Annotated in this window: 19 protein-coding genes and 1 pseudogene; 8 read left to right on the top strand and 12 right to left on the bottom strand. The window is 45.1% G+C overall.

Features of this window, described 5'->3' with window-relative positions; genetic code table 11:
• Positions 1-4: 4 nt before the first annotated feature.
• Positions 5-796, bottom strand: coding sequence for an anaerobic sulfite reductase subunit AsrB (gene asrB, locus MWG26_RS13765; RefSeq protein WP_025657002.1), 792 nt, complete (start codon positions 794-796; stop codon positions 5-7).
• A 13-nt stretch (positions 797-809) separates the two neighbouring features.
• On the bottom strand, positions 810-1,844 hold the full coding sequence (gene asrA, locus MWG26_RS13770) for an anaerobic sulfite reductase subunit AsrA (RefSeq protein WP_025657001.1): 1,035 nt from the start codon (positions 1,842-1,844) through the stop codon (positions 810-812).
• 463 nt (positions 1,845-2,307) lie between these two features.
• Between asrA and treR the strand changes: the two genes are divergently transcribed.
• The 7 genes and pseudogenes from treR to MWG26_RS13805 all read left to right on the top strand — a co-directional run bounded on the left by treR (position 2,308) and on the right by MWG26_RS13805 (position 6,953).
• Positions 2,308-3,030 (top strand): trehalose operon repressor, encoded by a 723-nt coding sequence (treR, locus tag MWG26_RS13775; RefSeq protein ID WP_117440792.1) that lies wholly within the window; start codon positions 2,308-2,310, stop codon positions 3,028-3,030.
• A gap of 37 nt (positions 3,031-3,067) precedes the next feature.
• Positions 3,068-3,661, top strand: a complete 594-nt coding sequence (locus MWG26_RS13780; RefSeq protein ID WP_025657000.1) for an SOS response-associated peptidase — start codon at positions 3,068-3,070, stop codon at positions 3,659-3,661.
• A gap of 54 nt (positions 3,662-3,715) precedes the next feature.
• Positions 3,716-5,050, top strand: coding sequence for a replication-associated recombination protein A (locus MWG26_RS13785; RefSeq protein ID WP_025656999.1), 1,335 nt, complete (start codon positions 3,716-3,718; stop codon positions 5,048-5,050).
• A complete protein-coding gene (locus MWG26_RS13790) occupies positions 5,047-5,514 on the top strand; it encodes a GyrI-like domain-containing protein (protein WP_025656998.1) in 468 nt (155 codons plus the stop codon). The genes MWG26_RS13785 and MWG26_RS13790 overlap by 4 nt, the downstream gene beginning before the upstream one ends.
• 23 nt (positions 5,515-5,537) lie before the next feature.
• Positions 5,538-5,621, top strand: a pseudogene (locus tag MWG26_RS23035) (DUF3795 domain-containing protein); the annotation flags it as partial.
• 48 nt (positions 5,622-5,669) lie between these two features.
• Complete coding sequence (locus tag MWG26_RS13800; RefSeq protein WP_025656997.1) at positions 5,670-6,131, top strand: GNAT family N-acetyltransferase; 462 nt, start codon at positions 5,670-5,672, stop codon at positions 6,129-6,131.
• 282 nt (positions 6,132-6,413) lie between these two features.
• Positions 6,414-6,953 carry a DUF1697 domain-containing protein gene (locus MWG26_RS13805; RefSeq protein ID WP_025656996.1) on the top strand — a complete coding sequence of 180 codons (540 nt, stop codon included), beginning with the start codon at positions 6,414-6,416 and terminating at the stop codon, positions 6,951-6,953.
• A gap of 174 nt (positions 6,954-7,127) precedes the next feature.
• On the opposite strand, the gene MWG26_RS13810 is transcribed toward MWG26_RS13805, so the two are convergent.
• The gene (locus MWG26_RS13810; protein ID WP_025656995.1) at positions 7,128-7,685 is read right to left on the bottom strand and encodes a LysE family transporter; all 558 of its coding nucleotides are present in this window, start codon (positions 7,683-7,685) and stop codon (positions 7,128-7,130) included.
• A gap of 22 nt (positions 7,686-7,707) precedes the next feature.
• Between MWG26_RS13810 and MWG26_RS13815 the strand changes: the two genes are divergently transcribed.
• Positions 7,708-8,193: a helix-turn-helix domain-containing protein gene (locus tag MWG26_RS13815; protein ID WP_025656994.1), complete on the top strand. Its 486-nt coding sequence runs from the start codon at positions 7,708-7,710 to the stop codon at positions 8,191-8,193.
• A 64-nt stretch (positions 8,194-8,257) separates the two neighbouring features.
• Here the strand turns inward: MWG26_RS13815 and MWG26_RS13820 are convergent, their stop codons facing one another.
• The 9 genes from MWG26_RS13820 to MWG26_RS13860 form a co-directional block, all read right to left on the bottom strand.
• Positions 8,258-9,658 (bottom strand): sensor histidine kinase, encoded by a 1,401-nt coding sequence (locus tag MWG26_RS13820; RefSeq protein WP_025656993.1) that lies wholly within the window; start codon positions 9,656-9,658, stop codon positions 8,258-8,260.
• Positions 9,658-10,353: a response regulator transcription factor gene (locus tag MWG26_RS13825; RefSeq protein ID WP_025656992.1), complete on the bottom strand. Its 696-nt coding sequence runs from the start codon at positions 10,351-10,353 to the stop codon at positions 9,658-9,660. The genes MWG26_RS13820 and MWG26_RS13825 overlap by 1 nt, the downstream gene beginning before the upstream one ends.
• 42 nt (positions 10,354-10,395) lie before the next feature.
• Positions 10,396-10,929: a methylated-DNA--[protein]-cysteine S-methyltransferase gene (locus tag MWG26_RS13830; RefSeq protein ID WP_117440793.1), complete on the bottom strand. Its 534-nt coding sequence runs from the start codon at positions 10,927-10,929 to the stop codon at positions 10,396-10,398.
• On the bottom strand, positions 10,926-12,296 hold the full coding sequence (locus MWG26_RS13835; protein ID WP_025656990.1) for an MATE family efflux transporter: 1,371 nt from the start codon (positions 12,294-12,296) through the stop codon (positions 10,926-10,928). Before MWG26_RS13835 ends, MWG26_RS13830 begins: the two co-directional genes overlap by 4 nt.
• 4 nt (positions 12,297-12,300) lie before the next feature.
• Positions 12,301-12,741 carry a MarR family winged helix-turn-helix transcriptional regulator gene (locus tag MWG26_RS13840; protein ID WP_025656989.1) on the bottom strand — a complete coding sequence of 147 codons (441 nt, stop codon included), beginning with the start codon at positions 12,739-12,741 and terminating at the stop codon, positions 12,301-12,303.
• A gap of 215 nt (positions 12,742-12,956) precedes the next feature.
• Complete coding sequence (locus tag MWG26_RS13845) at positions 12,957-14,039, bottom strand: hypothetical protein (RefSeq protein WP_025656988.1); 1,083 nt, start codon at positions 14,037-14,039, stop codon at positions 12,957-12,959.
• 2 nt (positions 14,040-14,041) lie between these two features.
• Positions 14,042-14,797 carry a hypothetical protein gene (locus tag MWG26_RS13850; RefSeq protein WP_025656987.1) on the bottom strand — a complete coding sequence of 252 codons (756 nt, stop codon included), beginning with the start codon at positions 14,795-14,797 and terminating at the stop codon, positions 14,042-14,044.
• Complete coding sequence (locus MWG26_RS13855) at positions 14,785-15,477, bottom strand: ABC transporter ATP-binding protein (protein ID WP_025656986.1); 693 nt, start codon at positions 15,475-15,477, stop codon at positions 14,785-14,787. The genes MWG26_RS13850 and MWG26_RS13855 overlap by 13 nt, the downstream gene beginning before the upstream one ends.
• Positions 15,478-15,649: 172 nt before the next feature.
• A complete protein-coding gene (locus MWG26_RS13860) occupies positions 15,650-16,837 on the bottom strand; it encodes an MFS transporter (protein ID WP_025656985.1) in 1,188 nt (395 codons plus the stop codon).
• Positions 16,838-17,396: the final 559 nt, after the last annotated feature.

Consider the following 17,396-nt stretch of genomic DNA (forward strand, 5'->3'; position numbering starts at 1 on the left):
TTTCTCAATCCACCAAGTCACGGGCTGCCGTATAGGGAAAAACAGGTCCGTCTGTACAGACATAGACCTCATCAATCCTGCAGTGCCCGCATTTTCCTATGGCACATGACATCTTCCGCTCAAAACTCATCCAGACCTTCTCCGGGTCTACGTCGTATTTCATGAGTTCAAGCCCGGTGAATTTCATCATCGGAGGGGGACCTACTACAACCACTGCATAGTTTCCCTGAAATTCGTCGAATGGGATCTCTTTTACAAATTCTGTTACAAAGCCGGTTCTCCAGCCTTCCTTCCTATCGGTATCCAGCGCATAGGTCGTAACAAACTGCTCCTCCCACTTCGCCAGATCCCCGCTGAAAATGATTCCTTCCTCATTCTTAAAGCCAGAAATAAGATGCACGCTCTTAACGTATTCCGGCTTCTCTGCAAAACTGCGGAGCATAGAACGCACTGGTGCTAAGCCCGTTCCCCCAGTAATAACGACTATATGTTTCCCGGCAAATTCATCGACAGGCCATCCTTTGCCATAAGGTCCGCGTAAGAACAGTACATCTCCCGGCTCCTTTGAAAAAATACAGTCTGTCACTTTCCCCACTGAACGTATCGTAAACTCCAGCCATCCCTCTCCCTGTGCCGAAACTGAGATCGGAGCCTCACCAATCTTTGGGATAGACAACTGCATAAACTGACCATGAGCCGGACAGACATCAGAAGCGACTCTGAAGGTCCACTCATGCTCACTTTCCTTGTGCACATCCATAATTGTACACGGTTTTGGCATAACAGGATTCATCATAACAGTCCCTCCTTTACTGTTCCATGCCGGCTTTTATCTCCTCAACCGCACGATTCATTTTGTTAACAGTTGCACTAATCGATATCATTTCCGGACAACGGTGCGTACAGCGGCCGCAGCCCACACACATATGGGAATCCCCAAACCGCGCCTTATAATCATAAAATTTATGTAAGACCTTGAAACGCATTCTGTCCGCCGCAGTACTGCGCATTTCTTTCTGTCCAGCCATCTGGTCGAACCCTTCCACCTGACAGGATGCAGTTACTCTGCGTCGCTCTCCCACTTCCGGATTGTCCCCATAGAGAATATCCCGTGTCGTAAAGCAGGTACAAGTAGAACATGCCACTGTACAGCTGCCGCAGGATGTGCATCTTCCATCGAATTCCTTCCACATCGGGTGTTTCTTAAGCGCCTTACGTACCTCTTTATCCGACAGATCCGGAATCTTGACCTTCAGCTCATTCTCCTCTACGAACACCGGTGTATACCTGGTATCAGGCATCCCTTTAAAATAAGGCTGAAAACTCTCATCTGTCACATGAACCTTCAACTCTTCTTTTGAAAATTTAAGAGCCAGTGAGTAGTCATCCGTCCGGTTCGTTCCCATTGAAACACAGAAACATGTATCGTCTCCTCCATTACACTCCATCATGGCGAACTTAATCCGCTCTCTGACACGCTGATAATAGAAATCCTCATACCCTCCGTTACCAGCAAATATCTTTGCCTGAATGTGCTGTGCATTGATATCGCAGGGACGGGCAAGTATCAGAATTGGTTTTTTAGGTCCTTTACTCTCACGGTACTCATCTTCCGTAAAATAAAGAATTGTCTCCTGGATTGGATTGATAACCTCCTTTGCAGGATAATCTGACTTTGCATCCCATACAATCTCGCTGAAATAATCCACCTGGTCATAACGGATAATGTCGGTATCCGAAAAACGCCCTTCTTTTTGGAAACGCTTCGGGGCATAAACGCAGTAGTCCTTTTTGAGTGCGCACAGAACCTCATCGGCCTGAGCGGTATTAAGTACATAATCCATTCTGAAAACCTCCTTTTCATTGTTGTCCCAGAGTTCCCATTTAGACTTGCCTGAACTGTTTTGTTCTAGAAATTTTACTGTTTGGTCTGATCAGTAGCTCCGGTATCACATTCCTATTTATTTTACCATTAATTTACTATAACAAAAAATTATTTATTATTATTATATAATAAAATATAATTATCATTACTATTTTTCTCTCCGCAGGTAAACACCAACCGTTACTATGCACGGCCAATAAGCCGTGCATAGTAACAGCATCTGGCTCATTTAAAGTCGCCAGCGGCGAGAAGCCAGATGCCCGCCCCATCACTTTAGTGGCCCGGATGCCGTGCAGTGTGGTGCACGGCCCCGTAAATAGTAAACACCAACCTTCCCTCACAAAGACTTGACATCTCTGTCCTATGATTTATAATAAAGCTAGATGTTTAAACAAGTATGCTAATATAAAGGAAAATATACCATGCCAAAAGCAAAATTTGAATCGATTTACAAGGATCTGAAACAAAAAATAGAAAGCGGTGAGTACCCTTATCAGGATCTGCTGCCCTCGGAAAATACAATGGTAAACATATACAGCAGTTCCCGGAACACAATCCGGCGTGCCGTCCTGGAACTGGCTGAACAGGGCTATGTACAGTCCCTGCACGGGAAAGGAGTCCGCGTAATCTATCAGCCGATCGATCAGGCTGATTTTACACTTGGCGGAATCGAAAGTTTTAAGGAATCCGCAGAGAGAAACCACCGGAAGACTTCCACGAAGGTCATTCAGTTCACGGAAATTACGGCTGATGCACGGGTGTCAGCAAACACAGGCTTTGCGCCGGGCAGCGAGCTGTATTACATTCAGCGGGTCCGGTATCTGGAGGACAAGGCGCTGATCCTGGATATCAATATGTTTCTCAAATCCCTTGTGCCTGGGCTTACAAAAGATATCGCCGAAAAATCCATTTATGAATATATCGAAAACGAAGTGGGAATGGCTATTGTAACCAGTAAGAGAAAGATGACCGTGGAACGTGCCACTGAAATTGACGAAAAGTATCTGGAACTGAACGATTATAACTGCCTTGCAGTCATCAGCGGCCAGACATTTAATTCTGACGGAATCATGTTTGAGTTTACCCAGTCCAGGCACCGCCCCGATTATTTCTGCTTCCAGGATACTGCCACCAGAAAGCGGTAGCTAGTACATCGTATAACATCTGAAAGGAGTTTTAGACATGTGCGGACGTTATTATATTGACGACGAGACAGCCCGGGAGATCGAAAAGCTTGTCCGTCATCTGGACAGGAAAATGTCTGTTTCCGGGAAAAAAGACATCTATCCGTCCAATACAGCCCCCGTCATTACCGGGCATCACAATGAATTTGCAGAGGAACTGTTTACCTGGGGATTCCCCGGATTCGGCAGTAAAAGCCTGCTCATCAATGCCCGGGCTGAGACTGCTATGGAAAAAAGAACATTTAAAGACAGTGTACGTACCAGAAGATGTGCCGTACCTGCAGCGGGGTTTTATGAATGGAATTCCGAAAAAGAAAAATATACATTTCGTAACCCGGACAGCAGCATCTTCTATCTCGCCGGATTCTATAAGGAATACGAGGAAGGAACCCGCTTTGTGATCCTGACAACTGAGGCCAATGATTCTATGAAGAGCGTACACAACCGGATGCCGCTGGTCCTTGGCCGGCAGGAGCTGGACGCCTGGCTGTTTGACGATAGCCAGACGGAGCTGATTCTCAGAAAAGTTCCCGGCCCCCTGAAAAAAGACACCGAATACGAACAGCAGAGCCTGCCTTTTACCAACATGTAGACAGATCTGCCTGACATTTTCCCTACCGGGATGGCAGTATAGGAGATGAACATTATGGAACAAATGAATTTATTTGATGACCGCAGGCAGACGGCCCCTCTTGCCAGCCGCCTTCGTCCGGACACACTCAAAGATTTTGTGGGGCAGGAGCATCTGCTCGGAAAGGGTAAGGTCCTCCGGCAGCTGATCGAAAGGGATCAGATCTCTTCTATGATATTCTGGGGCCCTCCCGGTGTTGGAAAGACCACTCTTGCCAGCATTATCGCCGGACAGACCAAAGCTGATTTTATTAATTTCAGCGCCGTTACCAGCGGAATTAAAGAAATCAAAGAAGTCATGAACCAGGCCGAGCAGAGCCGTCGCATGGGGATACGCACCGTTTTGTTCGTAGACGAGATCCACCGCTTTAACAAAGCCCAGCAGGATGCATTTCTGCCTTTTGTTGAGAAGGGCAGCATCATACTCATTGGCGCCACAACAGAAAATCCATCCTTTGAAGTCAATGCCGCTCTGCTCTCCCGCTGCCGCGTATTTGTACTGAAAGCACTGGAAGAAGAGGATCTGGTGAAGCTTTTGGGCCATGCCCTAATAACTCCGTCCGGTTTCGGCGGCCAGAATGTACATATTACGCCTACCCAGATTGAGGCCATCGCTGCATTTGCAAATGGAGACGCCAGAACGGCCCTGAACACACTGGAGATGGCGGTGCTGAATGGAGAAATCAGCGCAGCCGGAATCACGGTAACGAATGAGGGGTTGGAGCAGTGTATCAGCAAAAAATCGCTCCTCTATGATAAAAATGGAGAAGAACATTATAACCTGATCTCCGCTCTGCATAAATCCATGAGAAACAGTGATCCCGATGCGGCTATCTATTGGATGCTGAGAATGCTGGAGGGCGGGGAGAATCCCCTCTATATTGCCCGCCGCCTGATCCGGTTTGCCAGCGAGGACATCGGTATGGCGGACAGCCATGCCCTTCAGATCGCGGTGGCTGCGTATCAGGCCTGTCATTTTCTGGGTATGCCGGAATGCGACGTGCATCTCACACACGCGGTCACTTATCTGTCCTTTGCTCCAAAGTCGAACGCACTCTATACCGCATGTGAAGACTGCAAAAAGGATGTCCGCAATCTGCGGGCCGAGCCGGTTCCCCTGCAGATCCGCAATGCGCCTACCCGCCTGATGAAGGAGCTGGAATACGGAAAAGGATATGAATATGCACACGATACGGAAGAAAAGCTGACACACATGCAGTGCATGCCGGATTCCTTGAGAGACCGGCGCTATTATCATCCGACCAAACAAGGGGAAGAACTGCAGGTTAAAAAGAGATTCGAAGCGATCCAGAAATGGAAAGGGGATATGCCTCCCTCAGGAGAAGTATGAAAGTAAAAAAATGTGTAAAAGAATCATTTGTTGTGATCGGAAAAGAAGGCTCCACGTTAGATGGGGATGGTTTTATACAGAAATTATGGGAAGATGCGAATGGAGCATTTTGTGAGATACAGCATCTGGCAAAAAAAGATGAACAAGGAAATATAGCGGGAATCTGGGGCGCTATGTCTGATTTCACCTATTCATTTAAACCCTGGGAAGAGAATTATACCAAAGGGGTATATCTTGCGGGAGTAGAATGTGATGATGACGCCGCTGCACCAGAGGGGTGGACGAAATGGAACATTCCTGGCTATGAGTATTTATATGTGGAATGTGATGGTTATGATATATTTTCTGAAATGATACAGTATATGGTTAAAAATGAGCTTCCATTGGCAGGGGCAGTACATGATTTTACTTGTCCTAAAACCGGTAAAAATTATATGTTCTTTCCTATTGGCAGAGTTCAGTAATTGCAGCTTGTTAAGGTAATATTCACCGTGAAGGAATCTATGGTGATTATGATGATTTTAATGACGTTGAAGAATTGATTGAATTTATAAAGACTGGAAAACGATAAAATTTCAGTCTGCAGGATCGGGAAATTTGAATTGATGGAGATATCTTGATGAAAGAGATAATTGCTTATAAGTTGTCATTTAAAGATGCCTTAGACTACCATAATGATATACTTTGTATTCCCTTCCAAGAAAAATATTGGGATGAATACATGCAGATTTATAATGAATGTTTCTATGAAATGAGAAAAGATTTAGAGATTGAACCAATTAATTATTATTCTAATTATTCTCAAATGAGCGATAAAATAAACAATACTTTTATTTACCTGCAAAACGGAGTTATAGCAGGGGCTGTTACTTGTTTTGATAATGAAATAGACGATTTGATTGTTAGAAAGTCATTTCAAAGGTTGGGAATAGGACAAAAGTTGTTACTATGGGGAATGAATCATATAAAAGAACAAGGCTATAATGATATTGACTTACATGTAGCCGAATGGAACCAGAGTGCTATAAAGCTATATTTAAAAACAGGATTCAATATCACGAAAAAAGAAAAAATCCGTTAATTTCTAGTTTGCTGTCTCGTCGGTTCAAAGACTCAAAAAGAAGTAAGGCCATTTTCAGGTTGTGGAGGATATGAATTTTGTATATAATTACGATCACCCAATGTTTGAAGATTGTATACAATTGGTTGATGTGGTTTATCTGAAAAGAGCACGATAAATCCCTAAGTATTTGAAAATTCAACAGCATAGAAATGGGGAGTTGACGGAGGAATTAATCAAATGAATTATGAAATAATACATGATGTCAAATAATAAATAGGTGTTTAGAAAGGAAAATCTCATATGAAAAGATATATTGCCTTGTTAAGGGGAATAAATATTGGCGGTAAAAACAAAATAGATATGACTGAATTAAAAGAAGGCTTTGCAGAACCTGGTTTTACAGAGGTTACTACCTATCTTAATAGCGGTAATGTTATCTTTTCAAGTGCTATGGATGATAAAACGGCTCTTTCAAATAAAGTTAAGCGAATGATAAAAGACAGATTTAATTTAGATATTCCAGTTTTTATTGTTTTGCAGGAAAAATTAAAAGACTTATTAAATAACGCTCCTGATTGGTGGGGAGATGACAATAAAGATATATATGATAACATCATATTTCTTATGCCCCCTTTATCTTATGAAGAGTTTTTTGATGAAATCGGCAATCCGAAATCGGAATATGAGAAAGTGCATAATTACAAAAATGTGATTTTCTGGTCATTTAGCCGGAAGGATTATCAGAAAACAAATTGGTGGTCAAAGACAGCCAGTGCAAATGTTAGGGACAAGATTACAATACGGACAGCAAATACTGTAAGAAAAATAGCAGGTTTGTGATATAAAACAAGAAGTTTTTTATATCTCCTGTTGGTTACATTCAGCCAACAGGAAAAGCGACAGTGACGATTACTATCGCTTTTACATTAGATCAGCACAAATTATACCCAAAGGGCCCCCGTAAATTCATGCCCTGCGGGCGGATCTGCAGCTTAGCTGCAGACTAATATACACTTACACAAATAACGCAGCCGCACAGTAGACCAATAAGAGAGCCATCACAATATTAACAAGTCTTGCATGTTTTGAAAAAAATCTACAGAAAACAGTGCCAAACAGCGCCCATACAAATGACCCGGAGGCACCGATCACTGCCAGCACAACCGTAAATCCAACCACTGCCCCAATGGAATGATAAATCGGGAGTATGTATAAAGTCATTGCAGTAATTGCATAAATATAAATCTTCGGGTTGGCAAACTGGAGAACCATACCAGAAAGAAAGCCAGCTTCTTTTCCACCGCCTGCCTCCAGATTTGTCGGGCTTTTCCACACCTTCCATGCAAGGTACAGCATGTAAAGCGCCCCCAAGATCTGCATGACAGGTTTTACCTTGGGAAGATATGAAACCAGAGTTGCGCTGCATACTGTACAGATGGTCATAATTATAAAAAATCCACTTAAAATTCCCAAATTAAAACGGACGCTGCGGCGGAAGCCAAGACGAATCGCGTTGCTCATAGAAAGCAGATTATTGGCCCCCGGCGTATAAGCAGTAACAAAACAATACATACGGGAAGAGAATAAACTTAGTATGGACGAGCTTGCTAAGTTAAGTGGTGTAAGTAAAAGTATGCTGGCACAAATAGAGCGTGGAGAAGGCAACCCTACCGTATCCACGCTATGGAAAATATCAAACGGATTGAAAGTACCTTTTGATGCACTTACCGTCCGTCCCAAAACGCCCTATGAGATTGTAAAAACCACAGACCTGGAACCTCTACTGGAGGACAGCGGAAAAGTTAAAAATTACTCTCTTTTTCCAGACGACGAAAACCGCAGATTTGCAGTCTACTATCTCGAACTGGATCAAACAAGTTACTGGGAGTCGGAACCCCATCTGAAAGGAACTACCGAATTTATTACCATATTTGCCGGAAGTATTGAAATTAATATCGATGGTAAGAAACTAACCGTCGGTAAAGGAGAGAGTATACGCTTTAAAGCCGACAGCCCGCACTCCTATCGAAATACCGGAAATGAAACTGCCATTTTGCATATGATTCTGTTCAATCCCTGAATTATAAAATGCCTTCCGTAAAAATACTGCAGGGCCTCTGTTTTAAGATCCTATGCATCATCATTCAAAGTGTAATTTTAAACTGGTTTTTCCCCTCTTCGTAAGTATACTCAATCGTCCCGCCCAGCTTGCCCACAATCTTCCGGGCGATGGCAAGCCCCAGCCCGGTACCTCCTTTGGATGTTCTGGCTTTATCCCCGCGCACAAACGGGTCAAATAGAATGGGGCGTATCTCTTCTGCAACCGCCTCCCCGTCATCCTGTATAATCATCTCCGCTCTTCCCCTTAATTCCCTGACGGTGATCCAGGCGCCCTGCCCGGTCTGGTTGTATTTTCTAATATTGCAGAGAAGATTTTCAATTACCCTTGTAAACTCTTTTTTGTCAACATCTGCCGTGATTGGAGTCTCCGGGATCTCAATATGCATCTCAATTCCCTTGTCTTCCAGTTCTTCATAGTATTCGGCGCATACTGAGCGCACCAGCTCGCAGAGGTCTGTCTGTTCCAGCTCCAGTTCATATTCCGGATTATCCAGTTTCAGCAGCAGGAACATTTCATTGACCAGCACATCCACCCTGACCGCCTTTTTGTCTATAATCCGATAGCACTCTTTTAAGTCTTCCGTCTTTACCAGTCCTTCCTCCAGTGCATTTGCATAGCTTTTAATTGTAGCGACAGGAGTTTTGATGTCATGGGACAATTCCAGCAGCATACGGTTTTTCTTTTCTTCGCTGATCCGTTTTTCCCGCTTCTCTTCTTCCAGTCTTTCCGTCATGAAGTTAAAGCTGTCCCGGATCTCCTCGAACTCACGCTGTGCACGAAAATCCAGCCGCACCTGATCCACACCGTTTTTAATCACCTGCTCCATTCCACCGGTGATCTCACCCAGCGGCCTGCGTATCTTTCTGGATAAATAACGGCTCATCAGGAAGCAATTGCCGGCAAAGAACAGTACAAACAGCAAAAGGAACCCGATGGTCAGTCGCCTGCCCTGTTGGCTGCTCCCTGCATTATAATTATAAGTCAGCGACAGCGCCTTCCGGTCTATTTTAATAAAATAGTAGAATGATTGTCCCCCTTTTTGCACCGTCTTTATAAATCCTCTGTAATCCTTTGCCGAGGCGGCCGTTTCCACAAAATTATCGGTCACCAGATATTCGTAAATCTCTTCCTGTGTATACGACTCCGGTTCATCCAGTTTGTCTCCGTATACCTCCAGAACGTGATAGTCTTCATCCAGCTTTTCAATCCAGCCTCCATTTTTTTCAAGTACACTCAGGTTCTGGATTTTCCCGCTGCCATCCACCATATCATATGGCGCCAGTGTCTCAATACTGCCGCCCCCGATGCCAATCAGTATCCCGAACATGCATACGTTCACTCCGATTACAAGAAAGACAGCAAAGAGAACATAACTGCCGACCAGCTGCCGGAATACGCTGCCGGAATTTTTTCTTATACTCATCACGTCTCCCTCTCCATCTTGTATCCCAGGCCCTTTACTGTCTTGATCTGAGGCGGCTGCTCGCCTGACTGTTCCAGTTTTCCCCTCAGATTACTGATATGTACCATAACGGTATTGTCATCCCCCGCGTAGGAATCTTCCCACACACTTTCAAAAATCTGCTGTTTTGTAAAGATTCTTCCCGGCTGTCCCATGAACAGCTTTAATATCTTAAACTCCGTGGATGTCAGCTCTACTGCCCTGCCGTCCAGCTCCACTGTCCCTTCCTCTTCGCTGAGCAGCAGACCCCGGAGACGGAGCACTTCCCGGGTCTGCTTTGTTTCTTCACGGTAATCATAATTTCTTCTGAGCTGCGCTTTGATACGCGCCACAACCTCCAGCGGATTATAAGGTTTTGTGATGTAATCATCTGCCCCCAGTTCCAGCCCCAGGATCTTATCATAATCCTCACTCTTCGCAGTCAGCATAATCGCCGGAATCCGGCTGGCCTCCCTGATCTTTCTGAGTACCGCATATCCGTCCAGCCCGGGCATCATAATATCCAGAAGGACAAGGTGCACTTCCTCCCTCCGGAAGATTTCCATTGCCTCAATCCCATCCTTTGCCTTCCTGATTCCGATATGTTCCCTGTCCAGATAAAGTTCCAGTACATCCAGAAGCTCTGCCTCATCATCCGCCGCCAGAATTGTATACATTGCTCATTCCTCCCACTTTGCTGTGAATCCGGTATTCCCGGATTATAATGCCGTTCCTGTTTTTGGTATAAAGCAGGCCGACATATCTGCTTTTTCCAGGGTCAGCAGCCGCACCTTTTTCTCGATTCCGCCTGCATAACCTGTCAGGCTTCCGTTTGTTCCGACTACTCTGTGGCAGGGTATCATTAAAGAAATGGCATTGTGCCCTACGGCGCCTCCCACTGCCTGTGCAGACATTTTGTCAAGCCCCTTCCGCCTTGCAATCCTGTCCGCAATCCCGCCGTAGGTCATCGTCTGCCCGTACGGAATCGTAAGCAGAATTTCCCATACCTCTTTGCGGAATGGAGTCGTCTCCATCAATAACGGAGGTGTAAAACCCGGCTCTTTTCCGCTGAAATAAATGTCCAGCCAGCGTTTTGCTTCCTCAAAAACAGCCAGTTCCTTTTCTTCACAGTTTTTCGCCAGCCCAGCGCCAAAATATTTTTGCCCGTCAAACCATAGGCCTGTAATCGCTGTTCCATTGCTTGAAATCGTAATGTCCCCCAATGGAGAATGATAGTGATAAGTGTAGGTCATTGCATGACACCTCCCAATATGTTCTTCTGCTTTTTTCTGAACCATATAAAACAGCATGTAAAAAATATAATTCCCCAAACCGTTGCAATCGGTGTCGCTAATCCTACATATGTCAGCGATGAACCCGGCAGTCTTGACATGAAAAGGGAGACCGGAATCCGAATGCACAGAGCCGATATGATCCCCTGGAACATGACAGGCTTTGACACTCCATTTCCATTGAAGTATCCGATACTGCTGAACAATATACAGGTCAGAATACATTCCGGGCAGAATCCTTTCAGATAAGCGGCGCTCTGCGTGATAACCTCCACATCACTTGCAAATATGGAGGAAAGAAGCTCTCCGCCGAAAAAGCTGAACAGAAACATAAAAACTCCTACTGCACCGCCCCCCAGCATAGCCGTATAGAATCCCTGAAATGCGCGCTTATGTTTTCCTGCTCCAACATTATGTGCGACAAATGCGGACACACTCTGCATCACGGAAGCCGGAACCAGCAGCATAAAGGATACGAGCTTCTGAGCAACACCATACCCCGCCGACGGCATCAGCCCCATACCGTTTACGATCGAATTAATCACCAGGAACGAGATCTGTACCGTTGTCTCCTGCAGAGCAATCGGAACTCCCACCCGGAGAATTTTTCTCAGCTCTATTTTTGAGAGCCTCATCTGCTGCTTTGTAAATGTAATTCCCAAATCCTTCCGTTTTAGTACGGCCAATGATATGATAACCGATACCATCTGCGCAAGGACCGTGGCCAGTGCGGCACCGGCAACATCCATATGTAAGACTCCCACAAAAAACAAGTCACCGATAATATTTACCACACATGCGATCCCAACAAAAAGAAACGGCAGATTCGCATTTCCAACGCCCCTGAGGATACTGCTGATCACATTATAGGCAATGATAACAATAATACCGCCCGAGCAAATCCGGATATACTGAATTGCTTTTTCTACCGATTCTGCCGGCACCTGGAGAATCTGCACAATATTTCCTGCGAATACTTCCAACAGTATGGTCATGATAATGCCAAGTGCCAAAAACAGAATCACGGTTGTACCAACCGTATCCCCTGCCTCTTCCGGTTTCTTCTCACCAATATGCTGGCCGATAATTACCGTGGAGCCCATCGCTAGGCTTGTAATGATAAATGTAACCATCTGCATAAATACACTGCCTGTTCCTACCGCGGAAATACTTGCCGCGTCTCCAAACCTCCCGACGATCAGCAGATCGACTGCGCCATACGCCGACTGCAGAACCAATGCGCCCAAAACGGGAACTGCAAACTTAATAAGCGCAATTCCCACAGAACCTTCCGTAAATGAAATTTCTTTTTTCCCTTTAGCTTCCATAATTTTAATTCTCCAATCCCGGCATCGTTTCTTGCAGTCTTGTGATCGTCTGTACTGTCTGCTCTACTTGATCTGTTGAAATATCAGCGAGGTTGTCCGCCCATTTACCATGAAATTCCAGAACATACTTTTTCACATATGCCTCTCCCTTATCGGTAAGTTTCAGTAATATAGTGCGCTTATCCTGTGACTTGCTGTGTTTTCGTATCAGTTTTCTTTCTTCCAATTCTTTTACCAGCTTAGTAACACTTGGCAAAGTAATGTTTAGTGTCCTGCTTATATCACTCACACAGCATTCTTCCTGATAAACCGCCATTTTATAAATCACGTGTAAAACGTGGATATGGCGGGGTTTGATCCCCTTTGGGAGCGCGGGAAGTGTTTCGATTATTTTCTTGGCAATAAAACAGCAGTCCAATAATTTTTCCAGCTCTTTTGCATTCATAAGACTCCATTCCTTCTATTATTTACCGTTAATAATTACTATTAGTAATAATAAAGTCATCGGAATGCTTTGTCAACCTTTTAAGCTTATTACAGCCAAAAACAGTAACCGTTCAGATCATGAAGGAATGGCCGCCAGACGAATTAATATGCCGCTCCCGCTTCGGAGCTCCTCCCAGTAGATGAGCTTTTCGGTGTCCTCATCCCCCCGCAACACTAAAGCTTGTATTCTGCAGCCTTGTCCAGCAGCTGATCCAGACTCTCTGTATAATCCAGGCTCTCCTTCCAATCAGGATCAAGTTTATCCAGGATTAGGCATTTGGCCATGCCGGTCCGGTAATATTTTCCTCTGCCGCCTTCAAAAGCATCCAGGGTATCGAGATACCGCTCCTGGTATTCCTTCCCGCTACGCAGGGATCTCAGTATATTTCCTTCTACATAATATGCCGTTCCCTCTGTCAATTCACAGCGCTGCTCAGCGATAAGTGCTTTTGCTGACATGTTTTCCTGACGCTGCCTCTGCTGGGTTCTATATTGCACTACGGCCGCTTTCAGCTTGTCTGTCTCCTTCTCCTGTGCCGCAGCTTTTAAAAGCTGCATCTCCTTTATCATGCGCTTCTTCTGCTCTTTATCCTGATCCACCTCTTTTATAAACAGAGCATCTTCCGAACTGCCCGTTTCATTCCCGCTTTGCTCCAGCTCCTTTTCCATCTGGGCAGGGGACAGGTTTTCTCCCAGGATCCGGAAATGGCTGAGCTGCCAGGCGTGGAATGCTTCATGCCAGATTGTGGCGATCTGCTCTTCTTTGCCATATCCGCTCCCCGATACCATCCCTTCCACGCCGCCTGCCAGGGACAGCAGGCTGTCAAACCTCTCCAGGGTGGGAATAATTACCTCATAATGATCCCCCACCGGATAAGCTGTTCCTGCAAAGGTTTCGAGTACCGGGGAACGCTTTTCTATGCCGCCCTGATAAAATACATAGTCTGCTTTTCCATCATACATGGCAACCGGATAATCCTCCAGCCTGAAATTAGAAAAGCCCAGTTTATCTGCCTGTTCCTGTTCTTCCAGTGCTTTGCTGTAAATCTGCTTCTCCTGGATTCCGATTCCCCGGTCTGCCGTAAAAGTCCAGCCTGCCAACAGTGCTATTCCGGCTGCGGCTGCGATCACCTTCTGTACACTGATCCGTTTTTTGCGGATCCTCTTTATGCTGTTCTTCTTTGCACTTGGCTTCTCTGTGCTGTCTTTGTTTATACTAAGCATCTCTGTACCTGCCTTTTTCATATTTTTCTTCATCTCTACGCCTCCTTTTTGCGGAACAGATACAGCAGCATCCCACATACGTAGAGAACCAGAAGACCGCCCAGTATGCTGTGGATCTGAATACTTTTACCGGAAAGAAACCTTCCCGCCTGTGACTCCACTGCGTACAGATCCGGTATTAGAAATAGGATACCGCGCAGTACCTGCCGTGCCAGGCCGGATACAATTCCCGACAGAGTTTCCAAAACGGGATGCATTGTTCCCGCCAGCATGAACGCTGCGGCAAGCACTCCTGCTGCCATTCCGGGCAGAATCAGGCTGACCGCGCTTGTAAACAGGCTCACGGCCGCTGTGCTGACTGAAAAGAGCAAAAATGCAGGGATACATTTTGCAAGAACTGCATATTCCCCTTTGACCCCCGCAAATACCATGACTCCAGCATACAAGATAAATAAAGCGCACAGAGAACTAATGATGCCTGCAAGGGCAAGCTGCCCGTGATATTTCCACTGGCTGATGCCGCGGATCCAGACCAGATGGCTGGTCTTTCTCTCGTATTCATTCGGTATCGTCCGCAGGCTGAGTGCAATGGCTATTCCGCCGCCGATTACGGAGACCACATTCAGCACCAAGGGCATCATCATACCGAATTCAGTCACCGGCACGCCGTTTACGGACAATGTCGCCGCTCCGCTCATGCACATCATCACGATAAGGATTCCGATTATAAGCACAACATAGATATCTTTTCTTCTCATCCGCTCTCTTAAAGCATTTTTCATGATTCCCATCTCTCTGCTCCTCCGATCTTCTCTACAAATATCTCTTCCAGGCTTCTCCTGTCTCTTCCCTTTTCCCATTCGTGGAGTAGGCAGCCTTTTTTCATAATAATTCCTCTGTCGCACACACGCTCAATGTCATTGAGGATATGGGAATTAATGATAATTGTTTTCCCCTCTTCCTTTAAACATTGAATTGTATGCATCATCTCCACTCGCCCCAGTGCGTCCAGGCCGGCGGAGGGCTCATCCAGAATCAGAAACTCCGGATCCCCCAGCAGGGCCTGCGCCAGAGCCAGCCGCTGCAGCATCCCTTTGGAATAATTTTTCACCCTTGTCTTACTCTCTTCCAGCCCCGCCCGCTCAAGCAGTTCGGGGATCTGTTTCTTCAACTCTGCCTTCGGTATCTTCTGAAGGCCTCCGTAGAATTCCAGCACCTCCCTGCCGTTCAGGAACGGATAAAAATACGGCGTCTCCGGGGAATACCCGATCCGGATTTCCTCCTGTATTTCCACCTTTCCTGCATCCTTTGGGATCAAGTTCAAAATCATTTTTATGGTGGTCGTCTTGCCCGCGCCGTTGCTTCCGAGCAGGGCAAAGACTTCGCCCCTGCGGACAGAAAAATTCAGATTATTGACTGCGCACTGCTTTTGGTATATTTTCTTCAGATTGCTGCATGATAGCATGTTCATATGTGCCCTCCCTGGTTAAGATATGTCTATCTTACAACAGCGCCTTAAAGAGAAGATAAATGCAACCTAAAGTTAACCTTAATATTAACGGGAACGTAAAATAAAAGGTGAACCAGATTTCCGCCGGGCCGTGTACTTCCCGTTTGAAACCTAATCCACCTTTTATTCAGCCTCACCGTATCTCTTTCACCGGTACCGCCGTACGCTTTGTTTTTAAAAATAATATGATAAATACCAATGTTCCCACCAGGCATAGAACATTGGAGGCCATGCCCCAAGTCAGCCCGAATGTCCCGCAGATCAGTCCCATAACCCATGGAAAAACAGTATGCCCCATGCTGATGCTGACAAAGAAAACAACCGAGACAGTACTTTGGCAGTCCGCGCATTCCTTGTACCCTATGGTCAAAATTAACGGAATGGCGGCCCCTGCGAACAGTCCTGCCGCCGCATAGCCAATCATTGCAAAAGCCATCACCGGTATCAATACGCCTGCCAGATGAAGTACAATAGCCAGCGCCAGTCCCACTGTCAGAATATGCTCTTCCATAAACCGGATTGTCAGCCTGGCACAAACCAGTCTTCCTATGACAAGGCAGACCCAGAACAATGAAGAACCCATACTTGCAGTAAACGTACCCGCGTCATATTGATACTGCAGGTACAGCGGCACCCATGTGCTGATTCCGCCCTGATGTCCACAATAAAAGAACATGGCAAGCAGTAAATATATAATAACCGGCTTTTTTAATATTCCAAAGTTCATACAGTTTTGATTTTGTGCCCAGATTGCCGCCGTTCTCACCGGGGCTTTCCCTTTGAACAAAAAAAGTACCAGCAAGGCCACACTCACAGCTCCGATATAGCCATAAATCATCTGCCACCGTGGCAAGACCGTCAGAAGCTTTGCCGCAAGAAGCGGCCCGGCAAAGGATCCCGCGCCGAAGCAGCCATGCAGCAGATTTATATAGAATCCTTTCTGTTCGTCATGATATGCTGCTATCTCCGTGTTTACTGTCAAATCCAAAAATTTAGTTGCAATTCCAATAAGAAGCAGCAAGATAAGAAAAAACGTAAGGGTATCTGCCCAGCTTACTGCGAGCATTCCCAGCGCAAATACCGCGTATGTAATGAAAATCCATGTCCTGTTTTGAAAGTATTTCAATACGAAAGCGGATACAATTACACCGGCTAAACAGCCAGTATTGTATAGAACTGTGAAAATACCCCCTCCCGAGACATCCATTCCAAAATCATTCAGAAAATCTACCATGAACGTGCCCAGAATAGATGTTCCTACCGCATAGGTAAAAAACAATCCATATATCAAAATGAAATACGCCGTATTTTTATTCTTCATTTCGGTTCCTCCAATATTACTTTCTTAACAGAATCTTGACAGTTCAGACAGGTCTGAACTATTACACAGAATCCTCAAAAGGATTTTCCAGTTTCTTATAGTCTCTGTGAAAATCTATTTGTTTGTTTTCAAAATAATAATATCAGAGGTAAAATTACGACTCTATAATAATATCACTAACTTTTGTCAATATATTACTTATTTACTCTGCTGCATAATATTTCAAGCTGATAGGTATCGCCAAATCCATTCAGATAGTGCATCGGTTCAATTGACACATTGCCTGTCTGCATCAGATCCTGATACCATTTTTACATACACAGAAATGGACAGCGGTAGCATAAGAATGCAGGACAATACCAGGATCATTCTATAAAAAACTTATTTTAATTTTTTTAATCATGGACCTGCAGTTCCCTCCTTCGCTCATATACCTATGATAGCATTATATTTCTGAATTTGTATTTTTTTAATATTATTTAGATTTCACAACACAGCATAAAAATAGGGAACCGTTAGTAACACCGGTTTGCTTGTCGCACCCGCACTTACGATTTTC

The sequence above is a fragment of the Faecalicatena contorta genome (assembly GCF_022835095.1).
GTDB lineage: Bacteria > Bacillota > Clostridia > Lachnospirales > Lachnospiraceae > Faecalicatena > Faecalicatena contorta.